The 17,775-nt window shown below is 66.3% G+C and carries 13 protein-coding genes; 3 read left to right on the top strand and 10 right to left on the bottom strand.

The genetic code is table 11. The features are described from left to right. Window positions 1-78: 78 nt before the first annotated feature. Window positions 79-1,365, bottom strand: a complete 1,287-nt coding sequence (locus BJY22_RS35825) for an ATP-binding protein (protein ID WP_337759746.1) — start codon at window positions 1,363-1,365, stop codon at window positions 79-81. A gap of 241 nt (window positions 1,366-1,606) precedes the next feature. On the opposite strand from BJY22_RS35825, the gene BJY22_RS35830 reads away from it, so the two are divergent. Continuing rightward, window positions 1,607-2,524 carry a hypothetical protein gene (locus BJY22_RS35830; RefSeq protein WP_167215988.1) on the top strand — a complete coding sequence of 306 codons (918 nt, stop codon included), beginning with the start codon at window positions 1,607-1,609 and terminating at the stop codon, window positions 2,522-2,524. Window positions 2,525-2,527: 3 nt separating this feature from the next. Here BJY22_RS35830 and BJY22_RS35835 read toward each other — a convergent pair whose 3' ends face one another. Continuing rightward, a complete protein-coding gene (locus BJY22_RS35835) occupies window positions 2,528-3,946 on the bottom strand; it encodes a hypothetical protein (RefSeq protein ID WP_167215990.1) in 1,419 nt (472 codons plus the stop codon). 597 nt (window positions 3,947-4,543) lie between these two features. Between BJY22_RS35835 and BJY22_RS35840 the strand changes: the two genes are divergently transcribed. After that, window positions 4,544-5,623: a DUF3644 domain-containing protein gene (locus BJY22_RS35840; protein WP_167215992.1), complete on the top strand. Its 1,080-nt coding sequence runs from the start codon at window positions 4,544-4,546 to the stop codon at window positions 5,621-5,623. 626 nt (window positions 5,624-6,249) lie between these two features. On the opposite strand, the gene BJY22_RS35845 is transcribed toward BJY22_RS35840, so the two are convergent. From BJY22_RS35845 to BJY22_RS35880, 8 genes are all read right to left on the bottom strand, one after another. Next, window positions 6,250-6,927 carry a response regulator gene (locus tag BJY22_RS35845; RefSeq protein ID WP_167215994.1) on the bottom strand — a complete coding sequence of 226 codons (678 nt, stop codon included), beginning with the start codon at window positions 6,925-6,927 and terminating at the stop codon, window positions 6,250-6,252. Then, a complete protein-coding gene (locus BJY22_RS35850) occupies window positions 6,924-8,069 on the bottom strand; it encodes a sensor histidine kinase (RefSeq protein WP_167215996.1) in 1,146 nt (381 codons plus the stop codon). Before BJY22_RS35850 ends, BJY22_RS35845 begins: the two co-directional genes overlap by 4 nt. A gap of 3 nt (window positions 8,070-8,072) precedes the next feature. After that, the gene (locus BJY22_RS35855; RefSeq protein ID WP_167215998.1) at window positions 8,073-10,130 is read right to left on the bottom strand and encodes an MMPL family transporter; all 2,058 of its coding nucleotides are present in this window, start codon (window positions 10,128-10,130) and stop codon (window positions 8,073-8,075) included. Window positions 10,131-10,523: 393 nt separating this feature from the next. Continuing rightward, complete coding sequence (locus tag BJY22_RS35860) at window positions 10,524-11,537, bottom strand: GIY-YIG nuclease family protein (RefSeq protein WP_167216000.1); 1,014 nt, start codon at window positions 11,535-11,537, stop codon at window positions 10,524-10,526. 551 nt (window positions 11,538-12,088) lie between these two features. Continuing rightward, window positions 12,089-13,600: an L-arabinose isomerase gene (gene araA, locus BJY22_RS35865; protein WP_167216002.1), complete on the bottom strand. Its 1,512-nt coding sequence runs from the start codon at window positions 13,598-13,600 to the stop codon at window positions 12,089-12,091. 25 nt (window positions 13,601-13,625) lie between these two features. Beyond that, the gene (locus tag BJY22_RS35870; RefSeq protein WP_167216004.1) at window positions 13,626-14,315 is read right to left on the bottom strand and encodes an L-ribulose-5-phosphate 4-epimerase; all 690 of its coding nucleotides are present in this window, start codon (window positions 14,313-14,315) and stop codon (window positions 13,626-13,628) included. Window positions 14,316-14,342: 27 nt separating this feature from the next. Next, a complete protein-coding gene (locus BJY22_RS35875) occupies window positions 14,343-15,935 on the bottom strand; it encodes a xylulokinase (RefSeq protein WP_167216006.1) in 1,593 nt (530 codons plus the stop codon). 132 nt (window positions 15,936-16,067) lie between these two features. Then, complete coding sequence (locus BJY22_RS35880) at window positions 16,068-17,216, bottom strand: LacI family DNA-binding transcriptional regulator (protein ID WP_202891420.1); 1,149 nt, start codon at window positions 17,214-17,216, stop codon at window positions 16,068-16,070. Between the two features lie 20 nt (window positions 17,217-17,236). On the opposite strand from BJY22_RS35880, the gene BJY22_RS35885 reads away from it, so the two are divergent. Continuing rightward, window positions 17,237-17,734: a hypothetical protein gene (locus tag BJY22_RS35885; RefSeq protein WP_167216008.1), complete on the top strand. Its 498-nt coding sequence runs from the start codon at window positions 17,237-17,239 to the stop codon at window positions 17,732-17,734. The last annotated feature ends 41 nt before the right edge of the window (window positions 17,735-17,775 follow it).

The raw sequence follows: 17,775 nt of genomic DNA on the forward strand, positions 1-17,775 counted from the left end.
GGCGGGCGGCAGATCGGTGAGGCCGGAGGCGGTGAGGGTGTCGACCGACACGGTTCGGCGGTCGGTGATCTTAGGTGGTCACGGCTTCATTTCCCAGAGCGCACTGATCGGCATGGCACGTAGCTTGGGACCGAACGGTAGCGTGTGCTGGCCGGTGTGTAGAACCACGCCGGCGATGAAGTCGTCGCCGAGTCGATCCTGGAGATGCCGTAGGCCGCGGAAGTCGTCGGAGCGTGGGGTCGATGATGCCTTGACCTCTATGCCCACCACTTCGCCGCGGCGGTTCTCCAGTACGGCGTCGACCTCGACCTGGTCGCGGGTGCGGTAGTGGTAGAGATCGACACGTGTGTCGTTCCAGCTCTGTTGTCTGGCGAGCTCCATCAACACGAAGCCTTCGAGCAGCGGCCCGAACGAGCTCCCCGGTCGCTTGAACTGCGCGGCTTCGGCTCCCAAGAGATTCGCCGCGATCCCTGAGTCGGTCACGGCGACCTTCGGCGTGCCGGTGACTCTGGTGCTGAGGTTGCGCGACCAGGCGGGGATCAGCTTGATCAAGAAGATCTCTTGCAGCAGGCTCACATAGCGCGCGACCGTGTGATTAGCCAGCCCCGCCTTGCCAGCCAGCTCATTGATCACCAACTGCCCACCAGAACGAGCCGCGATCAACCGGACCAGCTTCGCCATCTCGCCGACCTTCTCGATCTCGCCGACTTGGCTGACATCGCGCGTGACGAGATTGCTGACGTAGGAGTCGAAGAACCTTTGCCGCCGGCGCGGCTGATCACGCGCCACCGCCTCCGGAAAACCGCCCCGCACCACACGGTCGGCGTAGTCGGCCCGCTCGAGACTCGACACGTGGCGCAGATCGGGTCCATGCGTGAAGATCGCGTCGATGAAACGATCCGGTCTGCCGTCGATCTCACCTTGTGCGAACGGCCACAGCTCGATCGTCTCCATCCGCCCCGGAAGCGCATCCGGCAACGTCCGCAGCCCAAGCACCCGCGCAGAACCCGTCAGCAGGAACTGACCAGACACCTGCCGCTCGTCAACCCGGGACTTGATCGAAAGGAGAAGCTCCGGCAGCCGCTGGATCTCGTCAATGATCATCGGCTTCATCCCGGCAACGAACTCCCTGGGGTCCTCACGGGCCGCCTCACGGATATCGGTGTCGTCGAAGGTGTACCACTCCGCGTCCACCGCGGCCCCGACCAGCCGCACGAGCGTGCTCTTGCCGCTCTGCCGCGCACCGTTCACCAGAACAACCCGGGTATCGGCCATCGCCTCCTCTATCAGCGCACGCGCATGGCGTGGCAGGACGCGCCCCAACGGTGACTCAGGCTCGGCCCGGGGTTCCAGATCATCGCTCACCTTCCGAGTATGCATCAGGCTGCAAATCTGCCGCCACTTCATCTGCAAATCTGCCGGTGGCCAGGTGCAGATATGCCGTCAGGCTGGCTGCAGATCTGCCGCCCATGGCCGCAGTGCGTCGGCGTCCATCGGCCGAGCGATTCACGCCACTCTGGGGAAGGTCGTCGCCCCGGATCCGGCGAATTGTGTGAAACTCTCGGCAGCGGATGCTGGGGACGCGGTGTCTCCTGGAGGAGCGGCGATGGATGTCGGGGACGAGCAGATTTACCGGTTGCGTGATGACGCTGCGTCCGAGCGAGTGCGAATCGTCGCGATCCATCCGGGCAAGCAGCGGCATCGGTACGACGTGGAGTTCCTCGACGGCGAGAAGGCTGGTCGTCAGGAGAACGTCTCCGGCAACCGCCTGCGCGGCGCCTGGTCAGGAGTCCGAGAGTACGACGAGCGGATGGCCAACTGGAAACGGCTCAGCGCCTATCAGCTGACCGATCACGAAGAGTCCGCGGCCGAGATCGTCTTACAGCTCCTCATTCCGGTGGAGATCGTCGAGTGGGAATGGCAGCCGGTGCAGTGGGCGACCAGCATCCACGACCCGGTCGGTCTCGAGAGGATCATCGGTCTTCCGGTGGCCGACCTCCTCGCGCAGACCGAATGGTTCGAGCTCGACGGAGATCAGGTCGTCTCGCCAGAAGGCACGTTGATGATCGTCGAGTACGCCTGCCGGACGACGCCGATGCCGGTTTTGGATTGGGTGGTCGAGAGCGAGAAGGAGTACCGGCAGAGAGCCAAGCACGGTCGACCGACTGTCAGCCACGACAAGAGGCCGTACACGACTTCCCCCGAGTGGGAGTACCAGCTCTATCTCGAGCGTGGCCGGCCGCTGCACGAGCTCCTTCGGTCCTGGTGCGGGCAGCGCGCCGCGACGATACAGGAGCGCCTCGCCGCGGCCGAGGCTGAGGTACAACGCCTGGATCAACTGGTCGTCCGCCTTGTCGACGAGCTGAAGCAGCACGGTCACAGTATGGCGGCGGAGATCATCGCCCGGAGGTACGAGGAAGAACGAATCACGCCGGCGAACTACCGGCCCGTCGTCGAACGACCGCTCAAACCGTCCGAGATCCCCGTGCGGTACGAGCGAGCTCCGCGTCGCTGGGGCCACTGACGATCAGGGGCCGTAGCTGTTCCACGACCCCATGAACGGCTGAAGATCCTGGGGACCTGGCTCCGGTACCTGCGGAAGCAACGTATCGGCGACCAGGGGATCGATCAGGGGATCGATCCTGTCGGCCGTACGCTCGATTTCTTCGGCCCAGTCGAGTACCCGAGCGCGCTCCTCCCCCTCCGTTCGGCTCGCTTTGTCGCGAACGGCCTCGGCGTACCGGCGTAATCCCTCGGCTTCTGACCACCGCGCCCTCTGGGTGCGTATCGCCTCGAGTACGAAGTGCTGTCGATATTTCTCTACGGCCTTGTCCCGGGCGATCTCCCAGTTGCGGCGCCGCTCCTCCTGTCGCTTGCGTTCCTCCTCCTCGCGCTGCAGAAGATTGCCATGGCGCAGCCGGATCTCCTCAATAATCTGCGCGAGATCGTCCTCCAACTGGTGGTCATCGGTGTCTTTCCACCTGCTGGCCCAGAACTCACCACCTTCTCCCTCCAGCTCGATCTCCAGGTGCTGGTCGGGCACATCGTCGAAATCGGGAAACACGTGACCGTGGCGGGCGCGCGCAAGTTCCCGTTCGGTCGGCTGATGCGGCTCCTGCAAGATGGCCTGCTTGAACCGCAGCACGAAATCGACGCCTTCCAGCCTGAACTGGACCGTGTCCGCCTGTACGGCGCCACGCGCGTACCGGTCACGTCTCGATGGCCCGCGTCTCGACACGCTGACCGCCATGCCATGCTCGCGGCCACCGACAACCAGTGCATCGACTAGGCGCAAGGCACGCTCCCGCGGTTCCCCGATCACTGCGAATTCCTGGCTGTTCATCAGGCGCGACACAATGTCAGTCGGATCTTGCAGTACCCGTGCAACCGGCAAGGGGGCGAGCACAGCGGTCTGCCAAGCAGGCACGGGCTCCAGGACGATCTCCGTCATTAACTCCCCGTGGTCCCGCCGATGACCAATGGAGAGACACATCCCCTCAGGAATCCGACCGAACCGCTTCGCGCTAACCGCGAGTTGACGATATCGCTGGAGCTCGCTGTACGGCACCAGTATCCGATGGTCAGGCGACTCCCTGAGCGACGCCATCAGCTGATCCACCGGGCCCGGCTTGCGCTCTTTTGCGCGCTTCTCCCCCTGGCCAGCGGCGGGCCGCTTCGCCACTGGGCGCGCGGAGAGTTTGGTCCGTCGTGCCTGTGATTTCCCAGCCGGGTAGGTGCCGTGTTCGAGGTAGTGGGCCCCGTCCTCCGTCAACGACGCAGTCCAATTCACGCCGTGGCCGCCGACCTCGAGCAGGCCACGATTGTGCAACGCTCGAGCAGTCACCCGATGCGAGAAGTCCTCGTAGACACCGTCCGCACAACCATCGCGCACCCACGCCAGCAGCTCGAGCTGAACCGGATTCAACGGAGCATCACGAATCGCCATTGCCCCATCTTGGCGGACACAACTCTTCATAGCGATCCATCGAACGCCGGTCGTGCGGCCCGACATCGTGTTCCGTGAGTTGAGATGAGGAAGGCCGCCGTTGCGATTTCGTGAACCGCGCCATGTAACGCTGCGTGGTCAACTCCGATTCACAGTCGAGGAGGTGACCACGCCGTGTTGCGGTGGGGAGTAATGGGAGAGTCCACGACAAGGGATAGGTTCATGCGCCCGCCGGTACTGAAGCACGACCGGCGTGAACGCAGAGAGGCCGCGACGCCGGCCGCCTCAGCGGGGCAATCCAGTTCGACCTGCTGTCGGCTGCGTGACCGTGGCGTCATCAGTCTTCGCACGGAGGTGGACTCGCCTGGAGACATCAACAGTGCCTTTCTGCTACTGCTCAGTCGGCCGCTGGTGCACTCGGCGAGCAGCCGTCGGCGGACCACTCTCAGCCACGCCGAGATTCCGAGTTGGGCGAGAACGCTGGCGCTGAGGATGCCGTCAGCTTGCATTTCAGTTCGCGAGGCCTGACCGGCATCTGCCGGCGATCGACGATTCACCGCATGTCACCCACGATCCGCAAAGCGAGGAATAACTGCGATGGCACCACCGCCCAAGTGGACAGCGACACTGAAGGTTGCACAGGATGAGGCCGCGTTGGCTGTTCGGCTCTACAACGACGCCGCTGAGACACGCGGCTTCGAAGGGTTCGTAGTCCACATGCACCTCGCCTGGCTGTACCTGCTCCACGCTCGTTTCATGCGCGACGGCGTAGATTTCCGCTATCGAGACCGCGACAACCCACGACGCTTTGTGAAGGTCGACGGCGAGTACAAATGCTGGGAACTGTCGCGGTGCGCCGAGGAGCGGTGGCAAGACGAAGCCGACCCAGTTCGGAACAACCTGGATTTCTTCATCCGACTTCGGAACCGGATCGAGCATCGACACAAGAAAAGCGACGCCGAACTGGCGCTGGCAGTCAGTGGCCATGCCCAGGCACTACTGCTGAACTTCGAAGAGGAGATCGTCGCGACGTTCGGCGACAAGTACAGCCTCGCTCACATCCTGCGCTTCCCCGCGTTCATCGGTACCTTCACCGACGACGGCGAGAAGACATTGCGCCGCCTGCGGGACAAGCTGCCCACAGACCTCAAGCGCTTCATCGCCGAGTTCCACTCCGGACTCCCGGATGGCACCGGCTCAGACCCCCGGTTCGAATTGCGTCTTCGCGTGGTGCTCGAGCGCGTCGTGCGTGATCCTGAAGCCCTGTCGATGCAATTCACGCGCTGGGACGACATGACCGACGCCGAGAAAGAACTCGTGGAGAAGATGGGCAAACGCGGGCAGACGGTGATCCGCGAGCAGAAGCGAGCCGTCGTCGGCCACGGACTACTAGGTGCTGGCGAAGCTGAACGTCGGGTAGCCGCAGCGATCCCATATCGATTCAACAACCGCCACTTCCTCGACGCCGGACGACGCAAGAGCATCCGTCCGGCCGCCGCTGCCAACGATCCACACCCGGAACGAACGGACGAGAAGTATTGTCTCTACGTTGAGCTGTCCAAGACGTACGGCTACACGCAAGCGTGGGTCGACTGGCTCATCAAGAACTGCAGCACGCCAGCAGGATTCGAGAAGACAACGGGACGAGAAGCGGAACCGAAGGCGCAAGAAGCCTAGACGTGTCATCAGCTTGCAGACTCGCCGCCCTCCACCAGTACACAACGGCGGTCAGCCGCGTCGACCGGAAGGCCGCGAGTCAGGGTGTGGGAACAGCGGCTGCTGACGGTCGCGTGGCTGGACCGACGTACGCGCGAACCTACTGCCTAGAACCAGAATGGGTGAGATCGGGAAATCGCCGGTTCGACGCCTTCACCGGCAGTCGTTACCAGTCGCATGCTGCGGGACTCAACGCACCTCTTTACGCACCTCAATCAGCGCGAGAGGATGGTCAGCGATGAGAACCGATGCGAACCTCGCCACCCGCGAATCCCTTACCAGTAAGAGCTTTCGCGCATCATCGACAAACCCTGATCATCCTCAGGTGGAATTCAGCGGGTTCGGGGTTCGAGTCCCTGGCGGCGCACAAAAGCCCAGGTCACCACGGTGCCCTGGGTTTCTTCATGTCCGCAGGACACCTTCTATTCGACGCATTCAGCCGCGCATCTCTCTCGCCGACCGGATGTGCTGACTTCATCTGATCGTGACTGTGCGTCACATCACATCCGTGCGCGACCTCGCCGAGGCCCCCGCTGCCCATCGGAACCTTGGGAGAGATCTCCACCAAACCCACGACCACCAACCACCTAAGGTGGGTCTCCTTGGCTGGAGGTTCGGACCAGACCGGATTCGTAGGCGGCGATCACCAGTTGGGCCCGGTCGCGGGCGTCCAGCTTGGTCAGCAACCGGCTCACGTAGGTCTTCGCGGTCAGCGGACTGATCACCAGTTTTTCGGCGAGTTCGCCGTTGCTCAGCCCACGGCCGATCAGCGTCAGCACCTCGCGCTCCCGCCTGGTCAGCGCGGCCAGTGCGCCGGGTGCCGGGCCGGCCGGATCGGGTTGCCTCAGCACTCTTTCGATCAGTGCCTGGGTCGCTCCGGGCGACAACAGTGCCTCGCCGGCGGCCACGGTGCGGATGGCGGCCAGCAGCTGCGCGGGTTTGGTGTCCTTGACAAGGAATCCGCTGGCTCCCGCACGCAACGCGGCCACCACGTTGTGGTCGCTCTCGAACGTGGTCAGGATCAGCACCCGTACGCCGCTCAGGTCCTCGTCGGCCGCTATCGTGCCGGTGGCGGTGATCCCGTCAGTCCCCGGCATCCGGATGTCCATCACGACGACGTCGGCCCGGGTCGACCGGACCAGCTCGACCGCCTCGTCGCCGTCGGCGGATTCACCGACGACGTCCATGTCCGGTGCGGAGCGGACGAGCATCGCGAAGGCGCTCCGGACCAACTCCTGGTCGTCGGCCAGTACCACCCTGATCATCGCGCTCCCGGAGTAGGTACGGTCGCCGCGACCCGGAATCCGCCGTACCGGCCGTCGCCAGTGACCAGCCGGCCACCGACGGATTGCGCCCGCTCCTTCATCCCCGCGATGCCATAGCCGGCTGTGCTGCCGCCGTCGGACCTCCCCCGGCCGTCATCAGTGACCTCGAGCCGAACCTCGTCGACGTCGTACTCGAGCTGCACCAGTGCCTGTCGAGCGTGCGCGTGCTTCACCACGTTGGTCAGGGCCTCCTGCGCGATCCGGTAGAGGGTGATCTCGACGGCTGCCGGCAGCGGCCGGCTGGTGCCGCTGATTCGCAGCTCGACCTGTACTCCGACTGCTGTGGTGACCGCTACGAGCCGCGCCAGGCCGGCGAGGTCCGGCGTCGGGTGCCGATCCACGTCGACCTCGTGGCCGCGGAGGACGTCGAGGGTGGTTCGCAGCTCGGCCAGTACTCCGCTGCTCGCGTCCGCCACCGTGTGCAGCGACTGCGAGATCGGCGAGAGTGTCGGATCGTCGGTGCGCTCGTCGAGCAGATGAGCGGCCACGCCGGCATGGGAGTTGATCACGACGATGTGGTGGGCCAGGACGTCGTGCAGGTCGCGCGCGATCCGCAGCCGCTCCTCGGCGACCCGGCGCTCGCTCGTCTCCGTGAGCAGGGCGCGGTGCAGACGCATTGCCTGGCCACCGACCGCGGCGACTGCGAACCAGCCGAGGGGGCTGATCACCTCCGCGCCGATCGATTCGTCTTGAGGGACGCTCGCGCTCACCAGGACTCCGGCGACGCTGATTCCGACCATCGCCAGCGTTGAGACGCGGGAGGTGGTCAGGGAGACCGTGTAGATGAGGACTACCGCTACCGGGAGCATGACTTCGTGCGTGTAGTTCAAGGCGTGGTAGACCATCTGGACGGCTAAACAGAAGAGCAGCCCCTGAATCGGGTAGCGGCGTCTGACGAGAACCGGCATGGTCGCGAGGACGAGCAGGGTGATCCCGAGAGCGTCGAGTTCCCTGTCGTCGAGCCAGTGCCGCGGCAGGGCGAGGACGGCGGCCACCGGCAGGACCAGCAGCGCCGCGGTCAGCAGCAGGTCGCCCCTGCCGATTCCCCACCGCCTCGCTCCCACCAAGACCACCGTCCTCATCCCTCAGCTCCGTTCCTCGCCGACCAGCACCGACTCGTCCGGGGCTGCCGCCGGCGGTGGGTTGTCCGCGGATCGGCTCGGCCACCAGATCCATCGGCGCAAGCCCACCATCATCGGCGCCAGCAACGCAGGTGCTACCAGCAGAGTCTGCAGCAGAACCCCGACGGCGACCACCACACCCATCTCCACCATCGGCACGAACGGCAACGACGCCAGCACCGCGAAGGTTGCCGCCAGCACCAATCCGGCCGACGCGATCACCGGCGCGGTGGCCCGCACCGCCCGCCGGGTGGCGACCGTCGTACCGAGTTCCTTGCGGTCCTCGGCGATCCGAGCGACCAGGAAGATCGCGTAGTCGACGCCGAACGCCACCAGGAACACGAACACCAGCACCGGCAACGTCGGCTCCACGCCCCCGAATCCGAGCACGTGCTCGAACACCAGAGAGCCAAGTCCAAGTGCCGCGAGATACGAGAGCACGACCGCGGCCACGACGAGCAGCGAGGCGACCAAGGACCGGAGCAGCAGGAACAGAACCAGCAACACCACGGTGAGAACGAGGGGAATCACCAGTTTGGTGTCGGCGGCGCTCGCCTCCTGGACGTCGACCCGCTCCGCCCCTTCGCCGCCGACCAGCGCCGCGGGCGGCAGGTCGGCCCGCAGTCGCTTGATCACGGCTGCTTCGTCATCGCTGTCCGGCTGAGCCGCCGGTACGACGTCGACCAGCGACCAGCCGTTGCCCTCCCGCTCGGTCTCCGCTGACACCACCTTGTCCGTCGCACGCGCCACGGCGAGCACCTTCGCCACCTGATCGGTCGGAGTCGCAACGGTGAAGGGCCGGCCACCCTCGCCCGGGTAGACCCGATCAAGCGTCGCGAACCCCGTCACCGACTCCGGAGTGTTGGTGAACGAGTCGGCCTGCCGCAGGTCCGTCGAGAGCCCGAAAACCCCGAGTCCCAGCAAGCCGAGCGCCAGCGCCGAAACTCCGGCCGACCGCAACGGCCGGGCGAAGACCCACCGCCACCAGTCGCGGCCGGCGGGCGCAGTACTGGCCAGGGCAGGGACACGCGGCCAGAAGACCTTGCGGCCCAGCGCTGTCAGTACTGCGGGGAACAGCGTCAGCATGGTGACCAGAGTCGCCAGGATGCCCAGCGCGCCGATCATCCCGATCCCGGAGATGTCGTTCATGTCGGCCACGAACAGACAGCCCAGGCCGAGGGCGACCGTCGATCCCGACGCGAGGATCGCCGGCCCCACACTCTTCAGCGCGGCGCGCATGGCGGCATGGACGTCGCGGTGGTGGCGCAGTTGCTCGCGGTACCGCGCGACGATCAGCAGCGCGTAGTCGGTCCCGGCGCCGAACACCATCACGATCATGATCGAGGAACTCTGCGTACTCACCGTCATGTCCATCGCACCGGCGACGACCCGGACCAGCGCCATCGACAGGTACGCGGCAGCCCCGACGGTCAGCAGCGGTACCAGCCAGAGGAACGGGCTGCGGTAGGTGATGATCAGCAGGAACGCGACGACGATGACTGTGACGAGCATCAGGGTCGTGTCGATCCCCTCGAACACCGCGTCGACGTCCGCGTCGATCGCAGCCGGGCCGGTCACCTCGGCCCGCAGACCACTCGGCCGGTCAGCGGTGACCGCCCGGACCCGCTCGACGAACTTGGCGACCCCCGCGTCGTTCCCGCTCGCCGGCTGGCCGACGGCGTACATGAGTGCCGTGCCGTCCTCGGAGGGGACGGGCGGCATGTCGACCTGGAACTCCTGAGCGAGGGCCGCGTGCTGCCGCGCCACCGCTTGCTTGTCTCCGTCGGCGAGACCGCCGTCGCGGTGATAGACGACGATCAGTTCGTCGTCCTCAGAGCCGGGGATGCGGTCCTCGACCTGATGGACAAGCGTCGACTCCGCACCGCCGGGCAACTGATCGGTGACGTCGTCGCTCTGCACGTCACCCAGCCCTGCGGCCAACGGAAACACCGCCACCAGCAACAGCATCCAGACCCCGACCACACCCCACTTACCCCGCCGCCCGGCCTGCAACGTGAACATGAAACCTCCCCTGTCTGTGGACCTCAAACACTGGTCCAGCAGGGTGAGGTGAATCGTCCGCCCACAGTGGACAATCCGCACTACTCCCGCGGTTGACAGCTACTGCGCCCTGCGGCTCTACGTCGCTCTCGGACCGGACTCGTCACCGGTGACCGGCACACTAGGCAAGCGCACCAGACGTCGGCTCGTGAGATGTGGCGGCGATGAATGGCACGGGACGCTGACAGGACCCCTGTACAAGGGAACCAGGTCTACCTCCGAAGCGCTGCCGGCACGATCACCGCGTTGCGCACCGCGGGGTCCACGGGCAGCGTTCTGTTCAGCGGTTACGTGGGTTCGTACGGCGGGACGTGGAAGGCCTGCGCGAAACGAGTACTGCACGACTTCCACCTACTAGATGTAGCCGCCGTGCTGGTCCCACAGCTCCGACAGCGTGCTTTCAGATGCGAATGCCCAGTCGGCAAGGTCGTAGCAGTGCCACCGCCACTGGAGGGTTGGCCCCTTGCGCATCAACATCAGGTTCAGCGCTCGTGCAGCGTCCACCGCGCCAGGGATGTCCCACACACTGAGGCAACCATCAACGCCCACGAAGGTGATGGCGAGGACGTCTCCACCCCCAGACTCGTACCTCGGCCGACCGAAGGAGAGGTGACGGTATTGCCGCCTGAGAGCGCTCAGGTCGCCAGCCCGCTCCGTCAACGCCCGCGCGGAAACATTGGCTACGCCTCCGAAATAGCGGCTGCCCCTGTCCTCACCCGCAACCAGGAAGAGGGTCTCCATCTTGTTGGCGGACAGGGTGCACAGCCGGCCGCCAGACGCGTCCCGGTTGGTGCCAGGCATCGCGCTGACGGCCCAGAACGTTCGCTCGGTTTTCGCCGGCTTCGGCAGACAGGTCGGCACGTACCAATTCAGAATCTCTGCTGCGAACGGGAAGGCTGGGTGCTTCTTCAGTCGCTGGTACCGGGGCCGATGCTTGCGTCGCAGCTCATCATCGGGAGCGCGAATGCCGTCATCGAGAAATGCGACGTCAGGATCCGTCAACCATGCGTGTTGCTCCGACGGAAGGATGAGCGGGTCGAGGTCTGAGTCGCCGAGCGGGCCCAGGCCGTGGACGATGTTACGCAGTTCGTAACCACGTGCGCGCTGCTGCTGGATCATCCTGCGTTCGAGATCGGAGAGTTCCGCACGCCTGCAGGGCGCGAACTCGATGACGACAATGTCACCGAAGATCCGCCGATGGTTTCCGAATCGCCGTACCACATCGACCGCCTGACCGACGTACCGCTCTCCGTTGCCGAACTCAAGGATGTAGACACCGCAGCGTTGCGCCTTCGGAAACAGGTGCGCGACGCTGTGAAGTCCCGATACCGAGAACCGCGAGAAGCGCGGAACGGCCACCTTCGCCATCGACGTCACCCCTCCGCTGGTGTGGCCGAGATGTCAACCAAGCCGCTTCACCTGGATCGGCCAGCGACGGCGTTCCGCCGCGCTCGTCGGGTGGCACCGCCCGACAGACTGAGCGAGGACGCATCGAGAGCACTGCTCGCACCATACTGCACGGGACGAATCCCAGCAGCCCGATGGTTGGCGGCTAGGCGCAAACGACACGTCGGCGGCGTAGGTGTCTGCGGTGTCAGGTGGCGTCGCGTGACTGAGTCGCTTCGTCAGATCGGCCCGACGTGTTCAACGCGGCCTCCAGCGCAGCCGCCGGGTTCTTCGCCCGACGACCCATGTAGACGTCCTGAGTCAGGGACGGGCGGCCGTGCCCTAGCTGGTCTGCGATCTGTCGCGCGCTCTGCCCAGCGTCGTCCAGGATGGTGCCCGTCGTCTTGCGGAACGAGTGCGACATGATCCACGCCAGCGCGTCGGCCCGGCTTCCCTCGGCGGCCTGAGACGCCTGGAGACGCCGACTCCTGACCGCCGAAGGGCGCTCATCGAACGGCGTACGGCGTCTACTCTCAGAGGCGCTGGGCGAGGCGGTGGTAGGCGGCGTTCCAGCGGACCTGGTCCGCGAAAGCGCGTCGGGTCGTGCTCTCGTCGATGACGAGCATCTCGGTGCGCGCGATCTCGGCGAAGACCTCGAACGCCTCGATGCCTGCGGCCGTCGACAGCACGGTGTGGTGGGCGCCGCCGGCCGCCAGCCATGCCTCTGCAGAGGTCGGAAAATCAGGGCGCGGCCGCCAGACCGCACGTGCCACCGGCAGATGCGGAAGCGGCGCGGGCGGGGCGACGACGTCTACCACGTTCGCGGTAAGACGGAACCGCTCGCGCATGTCGGCCAGCGAGACCACGACGGCGCCTTCCGTGGCGTCGGCGTCGAACACCATCCGGACCGGATCCTCCTTGCCACCGATACCGAGCGGGTGGATCTCTACCCGCGGCCGGCTCGTGGTCAGTGACGGGCAGACCTCGAGCATGTGGGCGCCGAGGATCAGCTCCTGGCCGGGGGTGAGGTCGTAGGTGTAGTCCTCCATCAGTGACGCACCACCGGCCAGACCCTGGCCCATGACCTTCGCGGCCCTGACGAGTACGGCGGTCTTCCAGTCGCCCTCGGCGCCGAAGCCGTAGCCCTTGGACATCAGCCGCTGGACCGCGAGGCCCGGCAGCTGACGCAGTGCGCCAAGGTCTTCGAAATTGGTGGTGAAGGCCTTCGCCCCGGCCTCACCCAGGAACGCCTCGAGGGCGAGTTCCTGGCGCGCTGCGTACCGCAGCGACTCGTGCCGATCGCCGCCGCGGCGCAGCTCGGCGACGACGTCGTAGGACTCCTCGTACTCCGCGACAAGTGCGTCGACATCGGTGTCGTCCACCTTCTCGACAACCTCGACGAGGTCGTTGACCCCCCAGGTGTTGACCGCGACCCCGAACCGCAGCTGCGCCTCTGTCTTGTCGCCCTCGGTGACCGCGACGTTGCGCATGTTGTCACCGAAGCGGACCAGGCGCAGCTCATGGGTTGCCGCCCAGCCGGCGGCACCCCGGATCCAGGTGCCGATCCGGCGCGTGACGGCCGGATTGGACACATGACCCACAACCGTCGTACGGGCGACTCCGAGGCGGGTCACGAGATAGGCGTACTCGCGGTCGCCGTGCGCGGCCTGGTTGAGGTTCATGAAATCGAAGTCGATGCTGTCCCAGGGCAGCGCGACGTTCGCCTGCGTGTGGAGGTGCAGCAGAGGCTTGCGGAGCGCGTCGAGGCCCGCGATCCACATCTTGGCCGGGCTGAAGGTGTGCATCCAGGTGATCACGCCGAGGACGTTGTCGGCAGCATTCGCGTCGAGCATCGCGCGCCGGATGGCGTCGGCGTCCTTGAGCACCGGCTTCCAGACCACCCTGGCCGGCACATCGGCCGACTCGTCGAGCGCACGGACGACCGCCTCCGACTGCTCGGCGACCTGACGCAACGTCTCCTCGCCGTAGAGGTCCTGACTGCCCGTGAAGAACCAGACCTCACGGTCGGCATAGGCCTTGGACATGTCTCCTCGATCTCCTCTGGCCGCGTCAGCGCTGGCCGTAGACGTTCTGATACCTGTCGTAGAGCGCGTCGATCGCGTCCTGCTCGATGGCCACCGGCTCGCCGAGCTGGCGCGAGATGTGCACCGCACGGGCGACCTCTTCCAGCAGTACGGCGGCCTTGACCGCAGCCTTCGCGGTTTTGCCGATCGTGAACGGCCCGTGGTTCTGCATCAGCACAGCCGGGCTACGGTGGCCGCTCAGCGTCTCGACGATCCCCCGCCCGATCGAGTCGTCACCGATGATCGCGAACGGGCCGACGGGAACCGGTCCGCCGAACTCGTCGGCCATCATGGTCAGCACACAGGGGATCTCCTCACCGCGCGCCGACCACGCCGCGGCGTACGTCGAATGGGTGTGCACCACGCCTCCGACCTCGGCCATGTGGCGATAGACGTAGCCATGCGCCGCGGTGTCCGAAGACGGATTGCGGCTACCCTCCACGAGCTTGCCGTCGAGGTCGCAGACAACCATCGCGTCGGCGTCGAGCTCGTCGTAGGACACGCCGGACGGCTTGATGACGAAGAGGTCGTCGTGCCCGCCGGTGCCCCGGACTCGCTCGGAGACGTTGCCGGCGGTCCAGACGACCAGATCCCAGCGGGGCAGTTCTGCGTGCAGCGCGGCGACGCGCGTCTTGGCCTCATCGACGGCGGCGCGCAGACAGTCGGGCAGGGTCATTGACGTTCCTCGGACTTGTGGACGGGACTAGCGGATGGACTCGGCGGCGGCCTGCTGGGTAGGGAGACCGGCGGTGAAACGTGCGAGGTACGAGGTGAAGCCGGCTACCTCCGCCGCGTCCGGGTCGGCGACGTTCTCCGGCGCGTCGGCGAAGACCTCGCGCGCGAGGTAGTCGGCCAGCGGCTCGGTGCCACCGTTGCGAAGGTAGGCGGCGAGCACGGCGATTCCCCAGGCACCGCCTTCGGCGGCCGTCTCCCCTACCGTCACCGGCACCTCCAGGGCAGCGGCGAGCGCGCGCTGAGCTACCTCCTCGGTGCGGAAGATGCCTCCGTGCGCGAACATCTTGTCGACCGCGACGTGCTCCTCGGCGAGCACCTTCATGCCGAGCGCAAGGGTGGCGAAAACGCCGTACACCTGAGCGCGGGCGAAGTTGCCGAGGCTCAGCCGGCTGCCCGGCGTCCGCACAACCAGCGGACGGCCCTCGACCAGGCCGGCGACCGGCTCACCGGCCAGGAAGTTGTAGGCCAGAACGCCGCCCGCGTCCGGGGCGCCGCCGGCTGCTGCGTGAAGTAGCGCGGCAAAGATCGCGTCGTCGTCGTACGCAACCCCGAGCGCCGCTGCGAACTCACCGAAGACGCTCGCCCACGCTCCGAGCTCGCTGGCGCCGTTGTTGCAGTGAACCATCGCGACAGGGTCCCCGGCCGGGGTCGTCACGACGTCGATCTCCTCATGCACGCGCTGCAGGGCCCGCTCGAGGACCACCATCGCGAAGACGCTGGTGCCGACGCTGACGTTGCCCGAGCGCGGCGCAACGGAGTTGGTTGCGACCATGCCGGTGCCCGCATCGCCTTCGGGCGGGCAGCACGGGATGCCGGCCTGGAGCGTGCCGGTCGGGTCAAGCAGCGCCGCCCCTTGCTCCGTGAGCACGCCCGCCGGGCACCCGGCGGCCAGTACGCGCGGAAGCAGTTCGCCGAGCGCCGGGCTCCCGGGTCCCGCCAGCAGATCGAACCGTTTGAGCAAATCGGTGTCGTAGTCGCCGGTCCCGGAGCCGATCGGGAACATGCCCGATGCGTCGCCGACACCGAGCACGCGCTCGCCCGTCAGCCGCCAGTGCACGTAACCGGCGAGTGTCGTGATGTGGCGCACGCGAGAAACATGCGGCTCTGCGTCGAGCATTGCCTGCCGATAGTGGGCTACCGACCAGCGCAGCGGGATGTTGACCCCGAACAGGTCGGTCAGCTCCGCCGCGGCCTGCCCTGTCGTGGTGTCGCGCCATGTGCGGAACGGGACGAGTAGCTGATCCGAGGCGTCGAACGCGAGATAACCGTGCATCATCGCCGACACCCCGAGAGAGCCGACGACCGGCCGGACGCCGTAAGACTTCTCGACCCCGGCGAGCAAGGCGCCGACAGCATCACGGAGGCCGGACCAGACGGCGTCCAGCGAGTAGCTCCAATGGCCGTCGACGAGCTCGTTCTCCCACGTCGAGCTGCCGGTCGCGAGAACGTCGTGACGGGCACCGACCAGGCAGGCCTTGATCCGCGTCGAGCCGAGCTCGATCCCCAGCGCCGTACGCCCCGCCACGAGATCCGCCCGCGCATCGTGATTCCCGGATTCCATGAGCAGTGCTCCCTGATCGACACCTACGTGACCACTGCCGATAAGTGTGAACGCTAACATTTCTGCCGTCAACCCCGCCAAGTCATGCGGCTCTCCGGAGTATGAACGTTCACATCCACAGCCGACGCGCGGCTAGCGGGGTGCGGCGGGAGCAGCGGTGGAGTCACGGACGACCAGAGTTGGGCGGACGAGGTCGACGGTGGGTTCGGCCTCGCCACCCAGCGCACGCAGAGTCAGGTCGACGGCACGATGCCCGAGGAGCGAGAACTCCTGGTTGACCGTCGTCAACGCCGGCCAGAGGTATGGCGTCTCCAGACTGTTGTCGAACCCGACCACGCTGACCTCGCCCGGAATCTCACGCCCCTGCTCGTGGAGTGCGTGCAGCACGCCCAGCGCCATGGCGTCGTTCGCAACGAACACGGCAGTCACGTCGCGGTCGCGGGCGATCCGCAGCCCTGCCTCGTACCCGCTCTTGGGCGACCAGTCGCCCAAGAGCTCCGGGCCTGGGAGGAGGTTGCGCTGCGCATGGGCTTGGCGCCAGCCATCACGTCGCTGGCCGGCCTCGATCCACTCCAGTGGTCCGCTCACGTGGGCGACTTGCCGATGCCCAAGCTCGAGGAGGTGCTCGACCGCCAGGCGGGCGCCGGCCTCCTGGTCGATTCCGGCGGCCATCGGCTGCCCCGGCCTGACACCTTGAACCACGACCAGGGGGACCGGCAGCTCCAGGGCCAGCGCCTGGCTGAGCGCGTCCCGGTGGGCGACCGCAACGACGATCGCCTCGACGGCCTCGTCGAGAAGACGATCGACGGCTCCACCCAGCGAGGTCGCCGAGAAGTCCTCGACAGCGACGAGAGAGACCTCGTACCCGGCCTCGTGGCCGGCTGCCTGCACCGAGACCGCGATCATGCTCGGGCCGTGCAGGGCCAGGTGTGCGGAGATCATGCCGATCCGGTGGGACTTCTTCGTGACGAGCATCCGCGCCGCGTTGTTGCGTCGATAGCCGAGCTCGGCAATCGCCGCGAGCACGCGAGCACGCGTCGCCTCACGAACCAACTCCGAGCCGTTCAGAACACGCGACACCGTCTGGTGCGAGACCCCGGCAGCTGCCGCGACGTCATTCATGCTGGGCGTGCGGCGTGAGGCTCCGCCGTTCCTCGCCCCTGCATCCACCATGAGGGCATCGTAGACATGCCCAAGACGACCAGAAGGATCCGAGCACACGACCGTGCCGTCCGAGTGGTGGAACTCGAGCGTCCGGCGCTGCATCTTCTGTGTCCGCATGACGTCTCCATGGGATGTGAGTGGACGGATCAGGTGAGGTCGCGGCACCGGAGTGCGGTGAGGCCGATGCCGCAGAGGAGGAGTGCGAGCAGCATCTGTACGGTTGGCGCGCCGACGTCGAGGTCCTCGCCGGTGAGTACTTTCGGTACGTAGTGGAAGGGGACCCGGCCTCGCCGGCCCAGTTCCGGCGCTCTCCGTTGGAGGTGACAGCGATCGACGACTGGCGGCTTCTCCGGCTGTTCGACGGGACCGGCGACTTCACCCTGACGAACACGCAGAACAAGATCATCAGGGGCGTCAGGGTGACCTTCGAAGGCGTCGTCGACGGGCAGCGCTGGTCCGAGACCGTCGTACCCGCGAGTGCCATCACCCACCCGGGCGAGGTGGGCCGCTACGAGACGGTCAAGTTCACTGTCTCGCACTCGCACACCGTCGACACGGTCACCGTCGAGTGCGCCGGCCTGCTCGGCCGCAAACGCTGGACGACCACTCAGGACGCGAACGGCCGGCGCCTGTAGAGATCAAGCTCCAGGCCCACGAGCCGAACACCTTGGTCTCG

The organism is Kribbella shirazensis (assembly GCF_011761605.1).
GTDB lineage: Bacteria > Actinomycetota > Actinomycetes > Propionibacteriales > Kribbellaceae > Kribbella > Kribbella shirazensis.